This is a genomic window from Cupriavidus sp. 01L45 (assembly GCF_056399885.1).
In genome coordinates this window covers 14,489-31,181 of the sequence record NZ_JBFTSG010000010.1, presented here as the reverse complement: position 1 = coordinate 31,181, position 16,693 = coordinate 14,489, and the positions used below count along the sequence as shown (strand labels likewise).

16 protein-coding genes are annotated in these 16,693 nt (G+C 65.1%); 6 read left to right on the top strand and 10 right to left on the bottom strand.

What is annotated here, in order from left to right:
- Positions 1-12 precede the first annotated feature (12 nt).
- The 4 genes from clcA to AC1DT6_RS08900 all read right to left on the bottom strand — a co-directional run bounded on the left by clcA (position 13) and on the right by AC1DT6_RS08900 (position 3,314).
- Entirely contained in the window at positions 13-1,329 is a 1,317-nt protein-coding gene (gene clcA, locus AC1DT6_RS08915) for a H(+)/Cl(-) exchange transporter ClcA (protein ID WP_477102395.1), read from the bottom strand.
- A 74-nt stretch (positions 1,330-1,403) separates the two neighbouring features.
- Positions 1,404-1,802, bottom strand: coding sequence for a hypothetical protein (locus AC1DT6_RS08910; protein WP_477102394.1), 399 nt, complete (start codon positions 1,800-1,802; stop codon positions 1,404-1,406).
- A gap of 89 nt (positions 1,803-1,891) precedes the next feature.
- Positions 1,892-2,371 (bottom strand): glycine zipper family protein, encoded by a 480-nt coding sequence (locus AC1DT6_RS08905; RefSeq protein WP_441628112.1) that lies wholly within the window; start codon positions 2,369-2,371, stop codon positions 1,892-1,894.
- Between the two features lie 295 nt (positions 2,372-2,666).
- Positions 2,667-3,314, bottom strand: coding sequence for a potassium channel family protein (locus tag AC1DT6_RS08900; RefSeq protein WP_441628110.1), 648 nt, complete (start codon positions 3,312-3,314; stop codon positions 2,667-2,669).
- Between the two features lie 409 nt (positions 3,315-3,723).
- On the opposite strand from AC1DT6_RS08900, the gene AC1DT6_RS08895 reads away from it, so the two are divergent.
- The gene (locus AC1DT6_RS08895; RefSeq protein WP_441628108.1) at positions 3,724-4,485 is read left to right on the top strand and encodes a bestrophin-like domain; all 762 of its coding nucleotides are present in this window, start codon (positions 3,724-3,726) and stop codon (positions 4,483-4,485) included.
- Positions 4,486-4,502: 17 nt separating this feature from the next.
- On the opposite strand, the gene AC1DT6_RS08890 is transcribed toward AC1DT6_RS08895, so the two are convergent.
- The 3 genes from AC1DT6_RS08890 to AC1DT6_RS08880 form a co-directional block, all read right to left on the bottom strand.
- The gene (locus AC1DT6_RS08890; RefSeq protein WP_441628106.1) at positions 4,503-5,378 is read right to left on the bottom strand and encodes a transporter; all 876 of its coding nucleotides are present in this window, start codon (positions 5,376-5,378) and stop codon (positions 4,503-4,505) included.
- 538 nt (positions 5,379-5,916) lie between these two features.
- Positions 5,917-6,591 carry a response regulator transcription factor gene (locus AC1DT6_RS08885; RefSeq protein ID WP_441628102.1) on the bottom strand — a complete coding sequence of 225 codons (675 nt, stop codon included), beginning with the start codon at positions 6,589-6,591 and terminating at the stop codon, positions 5,917-5,919.
- The gene (locus AC1DT6_RS08880) at positions 6,588-8,117 is read right to left on the bottom strand and encodes a sensor histidine kinase (protein WP_477102393.1); all 1,530 of its coding nucleotides are present in this window, start codon (positions 8,115-8,117) and stop codon (positions 6,588-6,590) included. Before AC1DT6_RS08880 ends, AC1DT6_RS08885 begins: the two co-directional genes overlap by 4 nt.
- A gap of 374 nt (positions 8,118-8,491) precedes the next feature.
- On the opposite strand from AC1DT6_RS08880, the gene AC1DT6_RS08875 reads away from it, so the two are divergent.
- The 5 genes from AC1DT6_RS08875 to AC1DT6_RS08855 all read left to right on the top strand — a co-directional run bounded on the left by AC1DT6_RS08875 (position 8,492) and on the right by AC1DT6_RS08855 (position 12,924).
- Positions 8,492-9,940, top strand: coding sequence for a patatin-like phospholipase family protein (locus tag AC1DT6_RS08875; protein ID WP_441628096.1), 1,449 nt, complete (start codon positions 8,492-8,494; stop codon positions 9,938-9,940).
- Positions 9,941-9,965: 25 nt separating this feature from the next.
- Positions 9,966-10,706, top strand: coding sequence for an acetoacetate decarboxylase (locus AC1DT6_RS08870; protein WP_441628094.1), 741 nt, complete (start codon positions 9,966-9,968; stop codon positions 10,704-10,706).
- Positions 10,707-10,911: 205 nt separating this feature from the next.
- Complete coding sequence (locus AC1DT6_RS08865) at positions 10,912-11,208, top strand: hypothetical protein (RefSeq protein ID WP_045238578.1); 297 nt, start codon at positions 10,912-10,914, stop codon at positions 11,206-11,208.
- A 46-nt stretch (positions 11,209-11,254) separates the two neighbouring features.
- A complete protein-coding gene (locus AC1DT6_RS08860) occupies positions 11,255-12,130 on the top strand; it encodes a DUF2092 domain-containing protein (protein WP_477102392.1) in 876 nt (291 codons plus the stop codon).
- An 11-nt stretch (positions 12,131-12,141) separates the two neighbouring features.
- Positions 12,142-12,924, top strand: a complete 783-nt coding sequence (locus AC1DT6_RS08855; protein ID WP_477102391.1) for a hypothetical protein — start codon at positions 12,142-12,144, stop codon at positions 12,922-12,924.
- Positions 12,925-13,004: 80 nt separating this feature from the next.
- On the opposite strand, the gene AC1DT6_RS08850 is transcribed toward AC1DT6_RS08855, so the two are convergent.
- The 3 genes from AC1DT6_RS08850 to AC1DT6_RS08840 form a co-directional block, all read right to left on the bottom strand.
- Positions 13,005-14,345 carry an ArsB/NhaD family transporter gene (locus AC1DT6_RS08850; RefSeq protein ID WP_477102390.1) on the bottom strand — a complete coding sequence of 447 codons (1,341 nt, stop codon included), beginning with the start codon at positions 14,343-14,345 and terminating at the stop codon, positions 13,005-13,007.
- A 35-nt stretch (positions 14,346-14,380) separates the two neighbouring features.
- The gene (locus tag AC1DT6_RS08845) at positions 14,381-15,418 is read right to left on the bottom strand and encodes an amino acid ABC transporter substrate-binding protein (protein WP_477102389.1); all 1,038 of its coding nucleotides are present in this window, start codon (positions 15,416-15,418) and stop codon (positions 14,381-14,383) included.
- Between the two features lie 147 nt (positions 15,419-15,565).
- Positions 15,566-16,663, bottom strand: coding sequence for a beta-propeller fold lactonase family protein (locus tag AC1DT6_RS08840; protein WP_477102388.1), 1,098 nt, complete (start codon positions 16,661-16,663; stop codon positions 15,566-15,568).
- Positions 16,664-16,693: the final 30 nt, after the last annotated feature.

Sequence of the window (16,693 nt, the reverse complement as noted above, 5' to 3'; positions counted from 1 at the left end):
GCATGGAGCGAATCAGGGGTCGGGCTTCGCCGCGGTCCGCTGTTTTTGCGGAAGGCGCTCGCCCAGCGATTCATAGATTGGCGGACAGCGCAACATGATGGGGACGACCATCGCGGTGAAGCAGGCTGTGAGCATGGGCAACAGCAATGTGAAGCTTGCCGTCATCTCCGTCACCAGGACGATGCCGGTGATCGGGGCGCGCACCACTGCCGTAAAGAAGGCCGCCATGGCGACCACGGCGAACGCGCCGGGAGAAGCGGCCACGCCCGGGAACCAGTGAATACAGATCCTGCCGAAGACAAGGCCCGTCTGCGCGCCCAGAACGAGCATCGGCGCAAACAGGCCGCCTGGCGTACCCGCGGCGTACGATACGGCTCCGAGGCCGAAGCGGATCAGGAACACCAGCGCGATGCCGGAAAGCGCGCCCGTTCCCGCGAGAGCGCGCTGTGTGATTGCGTCGCCGCCACCCACCAGGTCCGGAGCAAACCACGCGAGTAGTCCGACCCCGGCCCCGACAAGCGCGGCGCGCACTTCGGCCGGCCAGCGGGCGAGCCCATCGGCTGTGGCTAGCGCCCAGAGGATCGTGCGGCAATAGGCGACCCCTGCAAGGCCGACGACCACACCGAGCGCGAGGTGCGCCGGCACCGTTCCGGCACCGGGAAACGGTTGTGCTGCCATCTGGAAATCCGGCAGATCGCCGTGGATCAGGCGCGCTACCGCAATGGCGCCCGCCGACGCGCCGAGCGCAGCAATGGCCGTGCGCGTCTCGAACCGGCGCATCAGTTCTTCGAGGACGAACACCGCGCCGGCGATCGGCGCATTGAACGCCGTCGCCAGTCCAGCACCCGCGCCAGCCGCGAGCAGAACCCTGCAGTCGTCCGCGTTGCGGCGAACCAGTGTCCCGAACAGGTGGGCGATCGACGCACCCATTTGCACGGTGGGGCCTTCGCGGCCCAGGGCCAGCCCGGCGCCGATGGCGAGCACGCCACCAAAGAACTTGACCGGGACGAGCGCGAGGGGTGCGGCAGGCTGGTCGGCGCTCAGCACGGCCTCGACGTGAGGGATGCCGCTGCCGCTCGCCTCTGGCGCGAAGCGCCTGACGAGCCATGCCGCCAGGGCGGTCGAGGCCGCGGCGGCGAACAGGACGAGGACCAGTCCGATGACGTGCCCGTGTGCCCACGAGACGAACAGGCCGCGTAGTCTGTCCGCATGCTCAAGCGCCAACCGGAAGAGCGTCCCCAGCAGTCCGGTGGCCGCTCCCACGATGAGGGACGCGATGGCGAGCGCGACCAGCCCGCCGCGCTGTCGGTCGACATCGGTGCTGTTCATGATCTACGCATATCTACGCAAGCGCCAAGGCCGCTCGCGCAGGTAACGGCAGCGAACGCGGAGCGCGGGGCGATCTACGACGGTGTGCAGGCGCCAAATAGTACGAACACGTCTTCGCGGTTCACAAGCGTCGCGGACATGGAGCCGGTCTTGGTGTCGAGCGCAATGCTCCAGCCGTAGCCCAGCTCCGTGCCGATAAGAAGCAACTGCCCATTGCTTGGCTCCATGAAGCGGATGTCGGTGGAACGCTGCGGTCCCGACACGGTCTTCTTTGCGAAATTGATTTTCATGAATTGCGGCGCGCCCAGGATCGCAGGAAGCGTTCGATAGCAGACCTCCCCGATATCGCAGAAGTGTGCGTCGACGGTGGCGCACAAGAGCGGCTTGCTGCCGTCGAAGTCCGCGGCGAGCACCCATGCAGGTGTTGCACAAACAAGGGTAGCGAGGGCGGTTGCCCGCAATGTCTTCAGCATGGCGCTTCCTCCTGCCTGTCGTGAACCGGCCAGCGAAAGACGGGGCAACGGACTGGCTGGCCGGCGCCCCGATGATGCTGACGTGATCGCTACTCGACCGTGTAGCCACGGCCAGTCATGCATGCCGCCACCGCACGGTTGTACGTCGAAAGCTGACCCGATGCCTGCTGCTGCATGCTTTGTTGCTGCATGTCCATTTGTTGTTGTTCGCGCCGCATCCGCATGCCGGAGCCCATCGTGCCGACGAGCGCACCGACCGCGGCTCCCTCGCCCCAGTGGCCGCCCGCGGCCCCGCCGATCAGGGTCCCGAACAATGCGCCACCCCCGGCGCCGCGAAGGAGCCGGCCTTGCTGTTGTTGGGGTGGCGGACTTTGGGCCATGCGCTCCGCGAGCGCGACAGGATTGACGCCGGTGGTTTGCTGCGCCCACGACTGGCATTCCGCGGTATCGGTTTGCTGGCGCTGCGGACTCTGTCCCCTTGCGGGGTAGATGATGGGTTGCTGCGCTGCTGCGGCCGATGCCAGCGACGCGATTGCCAGGCCGATCAGAGTTCGAGCAGTTCCTTGCATGGCTCCAGGTCCCGGGTGTCATTCGCTACGGCGTCACCGCCCGATTGATCCGGGACGGTGAGAAAACCTCTCCGGCCTCAGGCCGGAACTCGCGCCCGGCCCGTGGGAATGCCAGGATCGGGCCGCTCATCTCGTGCAGAGGTGACTGGTGGTTGCAGGACGCGCATACGCTTCGATGCGTCCACGATGCTTCGCGGTTCGCCACGGCTGTAGGCAATATTGGTATCGCTGGCGCTCAAAGGCAATTGGACCTTGGTCCAATAGGGTACCGGCGCCGCAGACTCTCCGGCATCGTTCACGATCGGTTCGCGCCGGACCCTTCGCCCGCAGCCCGTAGCGACACCAGCCGCGCAAGCACGATCGCCGGATAAAGCTGGCCGATCAGCGCCTCAAGAATCGCAAGCGCCCGCGCAGCGTTGGCGACCGGCGTGATGTCGCCATAGCCTACCGTCGTCAGCGTGACAAAGCTGAAGTAGAGCCAGACCGAGCGATCCGAAGCCGTGTCGGTGTTCGGGATTCCAGTGTAGGCGCCGGGAACGTGAACGCTGACGAGCTGGTCGGCTTCCGCCCAGACAACCCCGATCAATATATAGAGGGCCACGGCGCCCAGGATCCGGTCGAATGTCACCGTGCCGGGGCTGAACACCTTGATCCCGATGACCACGCCAAGAAGGCCAAGTGAAACAAGCACGGTTTCGTCAAGTATCCCCTGCGAATGCGCCGGCGCAAAGAGCCATCCCGCCCAGCGCACCAGGATGGCCGCAGCGGCGACCAGCGCGACCATCAGGAACTGCAAGCGGCGGTCCGACACCGCCGCCACGCCGGTCAGGAGAATCAGCGACAGGAGCAACTCCCGCATCAGCCGCGCGTAGAAGCTGTCCGGCGCCACTGAAAACGGTACGACGAACACGAGCAGCAGGAGCAGGACCAGGAGCGCTACCATGCTCCCGGCGCGTATTTGCTGCGCGTGCTCACGCCACCATTGCGCATGTGCCATAGCCGCTCCCATCCGCGTCGGAAGCGGGCGGGGCCATGCCGGCGCACAGTCTCGACGCATTGCGCAGTGAACCTAGCACCACTGAAGAGCCGGCACTATGGGACCTTGGTCCAATTGCGTCATGGCGAGCGGGGAGCAAGATATGGCTGGGTCCCTCTTTTCCAATGCCGCTCCGTCGCGGCGCCTGCCATCCCAATATGTCGTGCCAGCCATCCGCGGTGCGTGCCGCACGAGGCGGCGGGGACCCCAGTGAATCGGGGGGGCAAGGCCAGGTCCGCCGGGCCGCGGTGTTCTCGGGTAGCTCTCTGGATACCCACGGGCGCTGCGCTCATGACCACATGCGGAGGGTTGAAGCATGAATCACATCGTCATCGCCCTGATCGTGTTCGTGTGCGTATTCGGCAGTTCGCTGGTCGGCATGTACACGCGCGCCGTGCTGCCGGAGAACCACCTCAGCGATCAATCAATCGGTGTTGTCAAAATGGCGACCGGCCTGATCGCAACGATGGCCGCGCTGGTGCTCGGGCTGCTGGTGTCGTCGGCAAAGGGCACGTTTGACACCACGAGCGCCGAGCTTGTGCAGAATTCCGCCAGCGTCATCCATCTCGATCGCGTGCTGGCCAAGTATGGGCCGGAAACGCGCGAGGTCCGGGGCTTGCTCAAGAGTATCTACGCCGAAAAGGTCCAGATCCTCGGTTCTTTGGACGAGACGCAGTTGGGGACGCTGGGTAATGCCGAAGCGGTCAGCCGGCTGGAAGAGTTCCAGCGCGCGCTGGAGGCACTGGCGCCCCGCGACGACCGGCAGCGTCAACTGAAGGCGCAAGCCCTCCAGATTATCGATAACGTGTTTGCTGCGCGCTGGCTGGCGTTGCTGCAGACGAAGGCTACGATTCCGATATCCCTGCTGATCGTGCTGGTGCTGTGGCTCTCCATTGTGTTCGGCACCTTCGGCTTGTTCGCCGACCGCAACGGGACCATCATTGCAGCCTTGATGATGTGCGCGCTATCGACGGCAGGGGCGATTTTCCTGATCGAGGAGATGAGCACGCCGCTCTACGGGCTGGTCAGCGTGTCGCTTGCGCCTATGCGCGACGCGCTCGCCCATCTCGGCCAGTAGGTCGGCGGGCCAGCAGGTCAGCGGTCAAACCACCGGTATTGAAGCGTGATGGAAACGGTCTGGAAGTTGCCGCCGATGCGTGCTGTCAGCCCGCGCGACCACGCGAGCTTCGCGGACCATTGCGCCGCAAGCGGAACGGACAGCGTGGCGCCGTAGCGCACGGTGCGCTGCAGATCCTGGCCCTGAGCGCCATTTACGCTTGTCTGACCGCCAGTGAAATACGTCACGTCCGCAGCGAGCCAAAGGCCGGGTCGCCAGTTATAGCCTCCGTGCCATTGGAATACAGGCAGCGGTTCCTGGCTGCGCCGATTGCCGCCGAAGAAGTCGTTGTTGTCGGTGAAGAACCACACGCCCGCCATTCCCTCCACGAACCAGTTGCCGAGAGGCTGGGATAACCCGATCTCGGGCTTGAATGCCCAACGGTTCGAACCCACGTTCACCAGGCGCGATGGCAGGTACTGGCCGGTCGGCGCGACCACGCTGAGGCTGGCGCCGAGTGAAGCGGTGGGGCTGCGTCGCGCGAATTGTTCCGGTGTGAGTGCCTCGCCACCCAGCAGAATCACGGCAAATCTCATCCTGATGTCGCCCATGCCTGACCGGTAGGCGTGCCCGGGCGCGCCCTCGACGTTGCCGGTCAGGTCCGCATTGGCGTAAGGAACCAACAACGCGACGCTTGCCGTACGTCCCGCAATCCCGAAGCTATGGGAGTAGCCCGCTGCGTAGGTATTGATCGTGGCTTGCAGGTCGGTCACCGGCAGCGAAGGATCCAGCAGGACCTCGCCGCTCGATCGCGCATAGCTCATCAACAGGAAGTTCGTTCCGACCGGCACGGCGGAATAGGCGCGCGGCTCCATTTCCTGCGCAGACCCGGAGACTGCCCAAAGGAGGATCATGCCGGTGCTCGCGTACCGAAGGCGCCGTACGGCACGTGTCGTTAATCCTGCCCGGTCCGCGCGCCATCTGCGCGCTTCAACCGACTTTGATTGGGTGGAACGCGAGTCAATCGGCATGTCTTTGCCAGAGGCACGGGAAGCCGGCGGAAATGATCTACTCTGTAGCAGAGTATGCGATGGCGCAAGGTCCTTGTGCCGGCCATAACAAGGGGTAGCCATGAGAATTCTAGCTTTGTTGGCATGTGTGATGCTTTGCTCGAACGCGTTTGCCGAATGCACCACCAACGCGCGCGGCGTTGTGGTTTGCAACAATGGAGAATCGGCTGGTGCTTATAACCGGAACACGGGCAACGCTGCGATGTCCGAAAAAAATCAGAATGGCGTGACGACGACAGAGACGAGCAAGGGCGGAGAGGCCAAGACCAAGAATGGCAAGGGCGTATATACAAGCCCGAGCGGGAAGACATGCGCCAGGACGGCCCGGCATGAGGGCTGCAACTGAAGATCCACGGATGGAGCCAGGCACACGCAGGCGCAGTCATGTTGCCGCGACTGACGCGGGGCTCCGGGGTTGGTGAGGGGACGGCAGATGAATGCCAGCCTTATCGGCGACCCGCACCAGCTCTGCCAGTGAATGTGCCTCCATCTTCTTCATCACGCGGGCGCGGTGGACCTTGATGGTCTTTTCGGCCGTGCCCAGTTCGCAAGCCATTTGCTTGTTCAGGCGGCCTTCGACCACCAGCGCCAGCACTTCCCGCTCGCGCGGCGTAAGCCGCTCGATGCGATTGTGAATCGATTCGATTTCGATGCGGCTCGCGAGCGCTTGCGACGCGCTCCCCAATGCGGTCTCGATGGCATTGAGCAGGTCGGTATCGCTGACCGGCTTCACCAGGAAGTCGGTCGCGCCCGCCTTCATCGCGCTGACGCTCATCGGGATATCGCCGTGTCCGGTGAGGAAGATGATCGACAGGGGCATGCCTGCTCCGCGCAATTCGCGCTGAAACTCCAGGCCGTTCAAGTCAGGCAGTTGCACGTCGAGTACCAGGCAGGCGTTGTAGTCCGCGGGAGGACCGCATTCGAGGTACGCACGGCACTCGAGCGCCGATCCGAACCCTTCGGCCCGGTAGCCTGCGGAGCGGATCAGGCGCGTCAACGCCCGGCGCACGGCGTCGTCGTCATCCACCACGAAGACGGTTGGTGTGGCGTGGTTCATGGTCGTTGTCCGGAGTGAAGGAACTCGGCTTCAGTGGCGATGGGCAAAGTGAAATGGAAGGTGGCGCCATGGCCACTGTTGTTTTCCGCCCAGATGCGGCCCCCATGCAGTTCAACAATAGTGCGGCTGATCGACAGCCCTAGCCCGAGCCCCTCGCGCTTCGACGTATAAAACGGCTTGAAGAGCTTGTCCAGCTTGTCGGCGGCGAGGCCGGGTCCGCGATCGCGCACCCAGACGCGCACCATGCCGGCGCCATCGAGCGCGGCGCCAACCACGATCTCGCGATCGTGCGCCGAGCGGGACTCCGTCGCGTGGAATGCGTTAAGCAACAAGTTCAGCACGACCTGCTGCACCTGGACGCTGTCGCCCTGCACGGGCGGCAGTCCGGGATCGACGTTCAGCAGCACGCGAATGCCGCGCACGATCGCGTCGCTGTGCACCAGCAGGACCACATCGCCGATGACGCGGGCAAGGCTGAGCGGCGCCGCCTCGAGTTCGCCTTTCTTGACGAGCGCGCGGATCCTGCGAAGCACTTCACTCGCGCGATGGTTGTCATCGACCAGGTCCTGCAGTATCTCGCGCACTTCGGCGAGATTGATCGGTTGTTTCGCCATGAATCGCTGGGCTGCCTGCGCGTTGCTCAGGATGGCCGTGAGCGGCTGGTTCAATTCGTGCGCGAGCGAACTTGCCAGTTCTCCGAGCGTGGAGACACGAGTCAGGTGGACGAGCTCCTGCCTGTTGCGCTGGAGTTCGTACCGCTCTGTCCGGTCAATGATGACCGTCAGCGTAAGCGGGTCGCCGTCGGACGCAGCGTGATTGGCTGTGATTTCCGCCGGGAATTCGGTGCCATCCTTGCGCCGCGCGAACAGGTCACGCGTACCGCCTGTCGCCCCGGCCAGCGGCGCGTCCACGGCGCCGGCACGGCGGACGGGATCGCCCTGCAATCCGGGAACGAGCGCGTCTGCGCTAGCGCCGATCAACTCATCCTGGCGATAGCCAAAGAGCGTTGCCACGCTGGCATTGGCCAGCACGATCCGGCCGTGCGCATTCGTCATCAATATGGCAAACGGCAGCAGTTCCAGCGTGCAGCGCAATGTCTCGTCGCGCTGCACTCGCTGCGTGGCGTCGCGGGCGCTTTCTGGCAGATCGCCGCGCGCTTCCGCAAGGGCTTCATGCGGCTCATGGTGAGCGGCGGTGCGCCGGAACCCGCCGGCGGCAGTGAGGCGCGCGCGGATGGGGCGCCAGCTCTGCCGCCAAGACTGGCGAGATCCTGGCGCCTCGCGAGGGCATGGCTGTTCCGCGGACGATCCTGTGGCCTGCTGCTCCCACGTTGCGTTGGCGACACGGGTACGCAGGAAGTTAAAAGCAAAAGGCCGGTGCGGCGGCTTTGTTGTGCCAAGGGCCGGGGTGATCGGCGCATCCGTGGCTGCGGGTGCCTGGCGATGGCGCGCGCGCCGGAACTGCAACATCAGCAGCAGTGCGATGAGCGCAGCCTCCAGGACGGCAGCGGTGTGAACGATGGTCATGGCGCCGTGCTCCCCTGTCAGTGGTTCGCGCGGCCTGCGCGAACCCGCTGCCGTCGGCAAGCCGGCGAGCAGACGAGCAACTCAGCGCGCATGCGGTCGTATCAGGCGCTTGCGCAGTTGCAACAACGTGYGCGTTACCGGACATCTCCGCAGGGCCATGAAGCGAACCTGTCCCATATCCCTCTTTGATTTGTTGCTGCATCGCGTCCCTGAAACGCGACGCAATTCCGTTTCTGCTGGCGGATACTGGCTTGCGACAGGGCGCTGGGGTGAATGAAGCATCACTGGCGGCCAGGGCAAACCGGTTATCAAGTGGCATATGGGCAAAAAAAGTTTAGGCGCTGTCGTCCCTTTGTAAAAGGCATTAGTCTCGATTGCGCAACTACGAAAGCGGCGATACCCAGCGGGTGAGGCCGGCCGGATGCTCGAATTCGCGATCGAATGGGACCAAGGTCCAATTGCCGGCACATTGCACGCGGACTATTTTTTCAGGTGAGTGTATTTGGCTGGCCGCATGGTCCCGCTTTCAGCCTCTCGTGCCTGCGTTCGCCACGGCGGGCCAGGCCGACGTCAGGGAGCCTGGCTGTGCGCACGGCTCTGAGCGCGGCGCTATCGTCGCGGGTGAAGCGCTCCACAATCTCATCACGTCTCACCACCGGCTCCATTCCCCGGGAACGATCATGGCGCAGCCAAAAAAAGCGACCCCTTCGGATGCAGCCGCGCTCGGGGGAAGGTTCGACCATACGATTCTGGTCCTGCAAGGCGGCGGCGCGCTGGGTGCGTACCAGGCGGGCATCTTTGCTGGACTTGCCGACTGCGGCCTGATGCCTGACTGGGTTGCCGGCGTTTCGATCGGGGCGATCAATGCCGCGCTGATCGCCGGCAATGCGCCGGAGCGCCGCGTGGAGCGCCTGAGCGAATTCTGGGACCGGATGTCGGCGCATGCGCCATTTATTCCACCTGCCTACCTGGACCCGTGGCGTCCGATGCTGAATGCCTTCAGCGCGGCATCCTCGGTAACGTTCGGGGTTCCTGGCTTCTTCACGCCACGGGTTCCCCCGCCTTTCCTGGCACCCGACGGCAGCATCGAAGCCCTGAGTTTCTATGACACTCGGCCGCTCAAGGCAACACTCGAGAAACTGGTCGACTTCGACGTGATCAACCGCAAGGATGTGCGGCTCTCGCTGGGTTCGGTCAACCTGCGCTCCGGGAACTCGGTCTATTTCGACAACGCGCAGATGCAGATCGGGCCCGAGCACGTGATGGCGAGCGGTGCGCTGCCACCGGGATTCCCGCCCGTGGAGGTGGACGGGGAACTGTACTGGGATGGCGGCATCGTTTCGAACTCGCCGCTGTGGTACATCGTCGACGAGAACTTCCGGTTGGGGGCGCTGGTCTTGCAGGTCGATGTATTCAGCGGGGCGGGCGAGATGCCGCAGAATCTGCGGCAGGTCCAGGAACGAGTCAAGGACATCCAGTATGCAAGCAAGACGCGCTTCAACACGATGCGCGTCAGGGAAATCGAAGGCCTTCGCGGCGCACTGCGCCGTGTCATCGACAAATTGCCCAAGGCGCTGCAGTCGGATCCGGATGTGGAGCGGCTCACGGCGATCAGCACGCGCGGCACCGTCGCGCTGCTGCATTTCATTAACCGGCACAACACGCAATCCTCCGATTTCAAGGACTACGAGTTCTCGCGCGCCACGGTGACCGATCTGTGGAACGGCGGGCTTGAGGACGCACGCCGCGCCGTCGCCAGTCCGAAATGGAAGGAAGCGTTGGCGCTTACCAGCGGGATCGGCATTTACGACATGACCTCGTAGCGCCCCGCCAACAGGAACACACGCCATGACCGAAGCAGAGATCAAGAGGCTCGCCTTCGCGATGCCGCTCACGAGTCCCGCGTTCCCGCCGGGCCCCTATCGTTTTATCAATCGCGAGTTTCTGATCGTTACCTACCGGACCGATCCCGCCGCGCTGGCTGCCGTCATTCCCGCCCCGCTGGAGATGACCGACCCGGTCGTGAAGTTTGAATTTATCCGGATGCCGGATTCGACCGGCTTCGGCGACTATACGGAAAGCGGCCAGGTGATCCCGGTGCGCTTTCGCGGCGAAACCGGCGGCTACGTGCACGCGATGTTTCTCGACGATGGATCGCCGATCGCGGCGGGCCGTGAAATCTGGGGCTTTCCCAAGAAGCTGGCATCGCCGCAGCTACGCATCGAAAAGGATACGATCGGCGGCGTGTTGCGCTACGGCCCGGTCCCGATCGCCGTGGCGACGATGGGGTACAAGCACAGGGCGCTTGACCACGACAAGATCCTGGCGTCGCTGTCGGCACCCAACTTCCTGCTCAAGATCATTCCGCATGTGGATGGCACCGCTCGTATTTGCGAACTGGTGCGCTACTTCTGCGAAGACATCACCGTGAAGGGGGCCTGGGAAGGGCCGGCCGGGCTCGAGCTGTTTCATCACGCGCTCGCGCCGGTTGCGTCGCTGCCGGTGCTCGAAGTGATCTCGGGCGTGCATATCTTGACCGACCTGACGCTCGGGCTGGGTACCGTGGTCCACGATTATCTCGCCGCGTGATGGCGTTCGCGCGCATTGGACCATGGTCCTATATCGGCCCCCCGGCGGGTTGCATAGTCTATGGATGGAATGGCTCTTCCCTGGCGTCAGGTCGTGACGGACCCGTGCTGAGGGAATCCAGGGTCAGGCAGCGTGTCCGGAAGCGATAGTGCCTGCACATTCGCTGCCTCGTCACCATCATCGACACGACGAAGCGAGGAAGATCATGACCAGGCGTCTGCTGTGGTTTGCGGTGGTGCCGGCGCTGCTGTTTGCKGGTGTCGCCAGGGCTCAGTACCCGATCATGAACGAGGTCGCCGAGAAGCTCGTTCAAAAGTACCAGCGCGCGTCCTGCGAGCAGTTATGGCAGGAGAAAGCCCAGAAACAGGGGCAGCCGAAGCCCGCGAAGGAGCAGGAAGCCGTGCAGTTGCTGCGCGACGATCCGCAGATGCGCAACGCGTTCATCAACAGGGTGGCGGCGCCGATCGTCAACAAGATGTTCGAGTGCGGCATGATTCCGTGATCGCCGTCGGGTGCAACACCAGACTGAATGATCTACCGAGACCGCGATGATCAACGAGAAATTGCTGTTGCGCGCAGCCTTTGTGGTGCTGGGCTTGCTGCTGTCCGCGAACGGCATGGCACAGCCGTCCCAGCCGGCGCAGAACAAGCCGAAGGCCGCCGCCAAGCCGGTGCCCAAGGCTGCCGCGCCGGCGTTCCAGGCCGGCATCGAACCGCGCGCGGTAGACATCCTCAAAGAGGCGAGCGCCCGCCTGGCCGCTGCCAGGACGATGGCGTTCACGGCCGTCGTTTCCTATGAAAGTCCGAGCCGCCTCGGTCCGCCGCTCGTCTATTCCACCAAATCGCAGGTGGTCATGCAGCGGCCGGACAAGCTCAAGATCGTCACGCTCGGAGACGGGCCCCCCTCGGAGTTCTACTACGACGGCAAGAGCATGATGGCACTTGCGCCGGCAGAGAACCTCGTCGCCGTCGCGGACGCGCCGCCGACCATCGACGCCGCGCTGCAGAAGGCCTACGATACCGCGGCGATCTATTTCCCGTTTACCGACGTGATCGTCACGGATCCCTACAAGGACATCGCCGGCGGACTGAAGACCGCGTTCTATATCGGTCAGTCAGGCGTGGTCGGGAATACGACAACGGACATGGTGGCGTATGTCACCGGGGATGTGTTCGTGCAGGCCTGGATCGGCACGCAGGACAAGCTGCCGCGCCGCATCTATGCCGTTTACCTCAATGACCGTACCCGCTTGCGCCATGTGCTGGAACTCTCCAACTGGGAACTGGACGCCGCCGTTCCCGCAAGCGCCTTCGTTTCAGCCAGCGCGGCCGGCGCGGCGCGCATTGCGTTCGAGCCGCCGGATGCAAAGGGTGGGCCGGGAATGAAGCCTCCTCCGAAGTTCAAGCCTGCCAAGGGGCAATGAGGAGACGCATCATGAAGAAAGCCGTCATGCATCTGATGGGGTTGCTGATCCCGGCGCTCGTGGCCGGTCCTGCGGGGGCGTGGTCGCACGCCAACTATCGCGGAGGCGAGACCTCGCATGCGCCCGGTTCGGATTCCACGACCCGGAGCAACGCCTGGGGTGGCAGCGAAACGCACACCTACGGCGAGGGCACGACCGCAACCGGCCGCTACGGCGGCACCGCCTCGCACACGGAAGGTTCTGGGCAGACGACCGCCACCAACCGCTATGGCGGGACCGCGACCCACACCTACGGGCAGGGCACTACCGCCACCGGTGCGTATGGCGGCACGGCGACGCACGCCACGGGATCCGGCTATACGACCTATACGAACTCCTCGGGCGCGACGGCGTACCACAGTCCCTACTACGGTGCGACGTACCCCGCGTACCATCCGCCGGTCGTCGTGAACAACTACGGGTCCGGGTGCTACAACTGCGGTGGCTGGTCCACCGCAGGGGCCGCGGCGGCGGGCGTGGTGGTCGGCGTGGCGGCAGGCGCGGCCGTGGCATCGGCGAATACGGCCGCCGCCACATCCAATGCCTACAACGCCGGCGTGGTCGCCGGGGCGACGGCTGCCGCTGCCCCGGCCAGTACGGCGTTTGCGATGGGGGCGATCTACCCGACGCTGCCAGCGGGCTGCATCACGCCCACCGTGCAGGGCGGCACTTACTATTTGTGCGGCAACACGTGGTTCAAGCCCTCCTATGGCGCCAACGGCGTCTACTATCGCGTGGTGCCAACGCCAGCCTGAGCATCGGCTGGATTTTCGCTGGGTTTGCGCGGGGTTTGCGCGGGGTTTGCGCGGGGTTTGCGAATACCCGGACCCCGTCGTCAGCGCATCAAGCGCGCTAGCACGATGACATAGACCGCCGACGCCGCAAGCTGGGCCACGGTGATTGGCAGTCCATAGCGCATGTATGTGGCGAACGTGACCGGCTTGCCCTCGCGCGCGCAGATGCCGGCGGCCACGATGTTGGCCGATGCGCCGATGAGGGTGGCGTTGCCGCCGAGCGTTGCGCCGAACATCATCCCGACGAACACCGGAATCGCGGCCGCCGGCCACTGGGTGAACTGCTCGGCAAGCGCTGCGTCGGGCACCACTTCCGCCGCGACCAGGTAGCCCTTGACCATCAGGATCGACGCCGCCGCAACGGGAACGTTGGCCAGCAGGCTGGAAAGCAGCCCGATGGCTACAATCATCACTAGTGCAACGAGCGTCAGCTGGGTGCCGAACGACGCCTGGAGCTTCAGCGCCATGACCTGGATCAGCCCCGTCTTGGTCACCGCTTGCACCAGGCAGAAGATGCACCCCAGGAACAACAGCGTCTTCCAGTCGACGTCCCGCAGCACGCTGTCGGTTGGCTCGAAGCGGGCTTCATATCCGACCAGCAGGGCGAGGGCACTGGCGATCATCGCGACCGTGGGCGGCACGAGCCGCGTGGGCAGGTGCTCGCCGAAAACGAACAGCCCCACCATCGTCAACAGGACGGCGAGCGAAAGCGCCGCGTAGATGGGCCGCTCGAGCTGCCGCGGCTGCGCGCGCGGCGGCAACGGACGCCGCATGCGCCAAAGGTCCGGCATCAGCAGCGGCAGCAGGGGGACGATGACGAGCAAGGCGACGACGCCACCCAGGCTCACGCGGTGGAGGTACTCGCCAAACGTCATGCCGATCGAACTGCCCACGAGAAATGTCGCCGGATCTCCCACCAGTGTCAGCAGGCCGGCGGAATTGCTCACGATGGCGGTCAGCACCATCGGTCCGACAATGTCCACTTCCAGGGCGACGGCAACCCGGATAATGATGGGCGCGATCAGGATGACCGTGGTCGCGTTCGGCAGGAAGGCGCACAGGGGCGCGACCAGCGCGATCAATAGCAGCAGGAACCGCCTGCCGCTTCCGCCCGTGGCGCTCAGGTACAGGTCGCCGATGCGGTCGAAGAGACCGGTGGTGGACAGGATGCGCGCCACCACCATGCCACCGAACAGCAGACTGATCGGCCCACCCGAGGTGCGGGTGGCGCTCAGCAGATCCTGCTCGTTCAGGATCCCCAGTGCGATCAGAACGCACACGCCGATCAGGGCGGCCACCGCCATGTCCATCAGGTTGAAGGCGATGGTGAGAATCACGGCCCCGAATACGCCAAGGACGATGTAGATCTGCAGTTCGCTCATGCGGCGGCCTCCGCTGCCCGTTGCATCGATGGGACCTAGCGCACCGGTGGCGCGTACATCAGGCCACCCTGCGTCCAGAGCCGGTTAAGTCCGCGTTCGAGACCGAGCGGGCTTTGCGCGCCGAGATTGCGATCGAACATTTCTCCGTAGTTGCCCACGCTCTGCACCGCGCGCGCGGCCCAGCCGGGCTCGACGCCGAGCGCCTGGCTGGCGTCCGCGCCGGCTTCGAATGCGCGGGCCACCGCCGGATCCCGCATGCGTGCGCCCGCGCTGGCTTGCGTGATCCCGGCTTCTTCCGCGGCAATGAGCGAGAAGAGTACCCAACGGACGAGCGTCAGCCAGCGCTGGTCGTCGTTGCGCACGACCGGACCGAGCGGCTCCTTCGATATCCGCTCGGGCAGGATGGCGTAGGCTTGCGATCCGTCCCGGACGCGCAGGCGCGCGGCCGCAAGTTGGGACGCGTCGGCAGTGTAGGCGCTGCAGCGCCCCGAGAAAAAGGCGTCGGCCACCTCCGTCGCGGAGTCCACGACGAGCGGCTTCACGCTCAGGCGATTCGCTGCGGAGTAGGTCGCCAGATGGTCTTCGCTGGACGTACCTTTTTCGACGCAGACCGTGGCGTGATCGAGTCCCGCAATCGACCGGATGCCGTTTTGCCTGGACACCATGAACGCCTGGCCGTCGTAATAGAGAATGCCGGCGAATTGCACGCGCAGCGTGCTCTCGCGCGCCAGGGTCCACGTGGTGTTGCGGCTGAGCAGGTCCACCACGCCGGTGCGCAGTGCCGGGAACCTGCCTGAAGCCTTCAGCGGAACGAATGTCACCTTGTCCGCCTGGCCGAGGGCCGCGGCCGCTACGGCGCGGCAGAAATCGGCGTCGATGCCTGACCAGCGGCCCGAGGCATCCTTCGCCGAGAACCCTGCAATGCCTTCGCTGACGCCGCAGCGCAGCGTGCCGCGCGCCCTGGCCTGCGCAAGCGTATCGCCGTCCGCGGCATGCGCTGGCAAACCGGCGGCCATGAGCCACGGAAGCGTAGCCGGCAAGAGCATTCTGACGACGCGCCGAAGGAGGGTCATGCGGGCCCCTGAGCCAGTCTCGACATGGAATTGCGCTCCAGACTGATTCACTTTGTCCGCGATTCCCTGGTGCGTCAATTGGCCTTTCGGCCTATATGCGGGCGATCCACGGACGCTGGCGCGATGAGACATCGTGTGCCTCGGCGTTCATGGCGCATCCAGCGTCCCGGGGCTTTTCGGGTAGGTGACGATGCCCCAGGTCAGCGCGACGCCGGCGATTTCCCGCAGCGGCTGGTAGCTGCGCGCGTCCACCACATAGACCGCGTTCGAGCGGCCGCAGGCGATCAGCAGCCGCGCGTCGTCGGGGGTGAAGCTGAAATGCCAGCAGCGCTTGCCCGTAGCGATGTTGGCGATATTTTCATAGCTGCCCGCATCGAAGACCTGGATGGTGTCGGCACGCGAGGCCGCGACGAACAGGCGTTCGCCGGCGCGGTCGAACGCGACCCCGTAGGGCCCGGCGCGTGTCGGCACCGTGCGCAGGATGCGGTAGTCGGCCGCGTCGAGCACCAGGAATGCGTTCGCCGATTCGAGCGTGACGATATAGCGCCGCCCATCCGGGCTCACCTTGATGCCGCGTGGCCGCGATCCCGGCGGCGTCTTGAGCAGATTGAGGCGGCGGCCGCTGGCGCGCTCGTAGACCGAGACGGTGTCGTCGCCCTCGTTGGTGACCAGCAGCAGGCGAGCATCCGGCGAGAATTCGATGCCTTCGGTTTCCAGCCCGCTGGGGATGGCGCGCGTGACGCGCCAGTCCTTGAGATCGATCACCGCGATTTCCGCCGGGACCGGGGCGCCGTCGCCGGCCTTGGCTGGCTTGCCGGCTTCCGGCGCGGGTTCCGCTCCGGGTGGCCCGTTGCGTTCGCCGGGCTCGTAGGTGACGAAGGCCTGCCCGCCGGACACGCGCACGAATTCCGGGTTCTTGCCGATCGGTATGCGCCTGACCAGTTGGCCGTCGCGCGTGTCGATGACGGAAAGGTCGCTGGTGCCCTTGTTGGCGGCCAGCAGGTAGCGGCCATCCGCGCTGATGCCGATGCCGCGCGGACCCTTGCCGCCGGTGTCCAGGGTGCGCGCGACTTCGAGCCGGCCGAGGTCAATCACCGCGATGCCGCCGGTCTCGCTGGATACATAGGCCGTGGCGGGCTGGGAGACAGGCGTCTGTGCGCGCCACGCGCACGCGGCGCAGGCGAGCGCGGCACACAGCGCCAGCGTGGTCCGGCCCGGCCAGCGATATCCCTTTTCCGTGGCCATGCGCGCCTCCCGATTGCGTTGCTCGCCGTG